Annotated in this window: 4 protein-coding genes; all 4 read left to right on the top strand. The window is 63.9% G+C overall.

What is annotated here, in order from left to right; genetic code table 11:
* Window positions 1-790: enoyl-CoA hydratase/isomerase family protein (locus VMR03_RS06245; RefSeq protein WP_325403338.1), on the top strand; the 790-nt coding region annotated here is incomplete at its 5' end.
* 22 nt (window positions 791-812) lie between these two features.
* The gene (gene mmsB / locus VMR03_RS06240; protein WP_325403336.1) at window positions 813-1,703 is read left to right on the top strand and encodes a 3-hydroxyisobutyrate dehydrogenase; all 891 of its coding nucleotides are present in this window, start codon (window positions 813-815) and stop codon (window positions 1,701-1,703) included.
* A 23-nt stretch (window positions 1,704-1,726) separates the two neighbouring features.
* The gene (locus VMR03_RS06235) at window positions 1,727-2,500 is read left to right on the top strand and encodes an enoyl-CoA hydratase (protein WP_325403334.1); all 774 of its coding nucleotides are present in this window, start codon (window positions 1,727-1,729) and stop codon (window positions 2,498-2,500) included.
* A gap of 28 nt (window positions 2,501-2,528) precedes the next feature.
* Window positions 2,529-2,890 (top strand): acetyl-coenzyme A synthetase N-terminal domain-containing protein (locus tag VMR03_RS06230; RefSeq protein ID WP_325403332.1); only part of this gene is annotated, 362 nt, incomplete at its 3' end.

The following is a 2,890-nucleotide window of genomic DNA, read 5'->3' as shown; positions in this document are numbered from 1 at the left end:
CGAATTCTATCGCGAGGAATATCGCCTCAACACCTATATCAAGCTCTATCCGAAGCCCTATGTCGCCTTGATGGATGGCATCGACATGGGCGGCGGCGTCGGCGTGTCGGTCAACGGCTCGGATCGCGTCGCGACCGAGCGGCTCACCTTCGCCATGCCGGAAACCGGCATCGGTCTTTTTCCGGATGTCGGCGGTACCTATTTTCTGCCGCGCTGCCCCGGCGAGATCGGCATGTTCCTCGCGCTGACCGGCGAACGCCTGAAGGCGGCGGACGCGATCTATGCCGGCATTGCCGACACTTATATTCCTTCTGACCGGCTCGGCGATCTGAAGGCGCGGCTGGCGGCCGGCGAAGACGTCGACGCCGCGCTCGACAGCCATTCCGCTCCGGCGGGCGAACCGCCGCTGGCGCAGCATCGCGCCGCCATCGACAGGCATTTCTCGAAAGCTTCGGTGGCTGAGATCATTGCGTCGCTTGAAGCGGATAGTAGCGATTGGGCGCAGAAGGCTGCGGCGACGCTTCGCGCGAAATCGCCGACAAGTCTCCTCGTGACCTACCGGCAGGTGAGGGAAGGCGCGAAACTCTCCTTCGAAGACTGCATGAAGCTCGAATTCAGGCTTACCAACCGTTTCATGCGCGGCCATGACTTCTACGAGGGCGTGCGCGCCATCATCATCGACAAGGACCAGAGCCCGAAATGGGAGCCGTCGTCGCTCGCAGGCGTGAAGCGCGAAGATGTCGATGGCTATTTCGCGTCGCTCGGTGGCGATGAACTGACATTCGGCTAATTCGGCAAAGAGGGAGAGAGACATGGCGAAGATCGGATTCATCGGCCTCGGCAATATGGGTGGGCCGATGGCGCGCAATCTGGTGAAGGCTGGCCATGCGCTGAAAGTCTTCGACCTCTCGGGACCTGCCGTGGCTGGTCTCGTCGAGGCCGGTGCCGAAAAGGCAGCGACGGCCGCCGACGCGGCGAAGGGCGTCGAATTCGTCGTCACCATGCTCCCCGCCGGCGAGCATGTGCGCGCGGTCTATCTCGGCGATGGAGGCCTGATCGCCGCCGCCGACAAGGGCACGCTCTTCATCGACAGCTCGACCATCGACGTGCCTTCCGCGCGCGACGTGATCGCGGCGGCGGAGGCCGCCGGCATGGCGATGCTCGACGCGCCGGTCTCGGGCGGCGTCGGCGGCGCGGAAGCGGGGACGCTGACCTTCATGGTCGGCGGCAGCGCCGAAGCTTTCGCCAGGGCGAAGCCGATCCTCGAAAAGATGGGCAAGAATATTTTCCACGCCGGTGCCGCAGGCAACGGCCAGGTCGCCAAGGTCTGCAACAACATGATCCTCGGGATCTCGATGATCGCGGTTTCGGAAGCCTTTGCGCTGGGCGAGAAGCTCGGCCTCGACGCGCAGACGCTCTTCGATATTTCCTCGACGGCATCCGGCCAGTGCTGGTCGATGACCTCCTATTGTCCGGTGCCGGGGCCCGTGCCGACCTCGCCCGCCAACCGCGACTACAAGCCGGGCTTTACGGCGGGCATGATGTTGAAAGATCTGCGTCTGGCGCAGGATGCGTCGAAGACCGCCCGCGTACCGACGCCGCTCGGCGCACAGGCCGCGCAGCTTTACGCGCTGATGGAAGCTTCGGGCCATGACGGGATTGACTTCTCCGGCGTCATAAAGCTCATCAAGGGTCAGATTTAACCGCGCATTTCGGGAGACGAGACATGGCTTACGAAACGATCCTCACCGAGACGCGCGGTCGCGTCGCCACCATCACGCTCAACCGCCCCCAGGCGCTCAACGCGCTCAATGCGACGCTGATGAACGAGGTACTGGCGGCGGCCAAGGGCTTCGACGCGGATGCGGGCGTCGGCTGCATCGTCATCACCGGCTCGGCCAAGGCCTTCGCCGCGGGCGCCGACATCAAGGAGATGGCCGAGCGGCAGGCGACGGAAATGTATCTCCATGACTGGTTCGCGCCCTGGGAAGAGCTGACCCGCGTCAGAAAGCCCATTATTGCGGCAGTTTCCGGCTTCGCGCTGGGTGGCGGTTGTGAACTCGCCATGATGTGCGACTTCATCCTCGCCGCCGACAGCGCAAAATTCGGGCAGCCGGAAGTGAAGCTCGGCGTGATCCCGGGCATGGGCGGCTCGCAGCGCCTGACGCGTGCCGTCGGCAAGGCGAAGGCCATGGAAATGTGTCTGACCGGCCGTTTCATGGATGCCGAGGAAGCCGAGCGCGCAGGTCTCGTTGCCCGCATCGTTCCGGCGGATAAATTGCTCGAAGAAGCCGCGAAACTCGCCGAGACGATTGCAGGAATGTCTCTGCCCGCTACGATGGCGATCAAGGAGAGCGTCAACCGCAGCTTCGAGGTGACGCTCGCCGAAGGCGTCCGTTTCGAACGTCGCGTCTTCCATTCGGGCTTCGCCAATGCGGACCAGAAGGAAGGCATGGCGGCCTTCATCGAAAAGCGCCCGCCGAATTTCAAGCACTCCTGATCGGGCACTGGCCCGGAAAGGGCCGCAAGTGACGAATACCGATGCTCCCCTCTGGACCCCGTCGCCCGCCCGCGTCGCGGGGACGAACCTCGCCGCTTTTGCCGGCCACCTGACGGCGCGACACGGCGTCCGCTTCGCCGACTACGCGGCGCTCCATCAATGGTCGGTCGATCATCCGGAAGCCTTCTGGGATGCGGTCTGGGATTTCTGCGGCGTCGTCGGAGAGAAGGGCGCGCGTTTCCTCGTCGATGCCGACAAGATGCCCGGCGCGAAATTCTTCCCCGATGCGAAGCTGAACTTCGCCGAAAACCTTCTTTCGCATGAGGGCGACGGACCGGCGCTGCTCTTCAACAATGAAGGTGTCGAGGCGGCGCCCGTCAGCTGGTCCGA

The organism is Parvibaculum sp., assembly GCF_035511255.1.
Classification (GTDB): domain Bacteria; phylum Pseudomonadota; class Alphaproteobacteria; order Parvibaculales; family Parvibaculaceae; genus Parvibaculum.
This window is presented reverse-complemented; position numbering and strand designations above follow the sequence as displayed.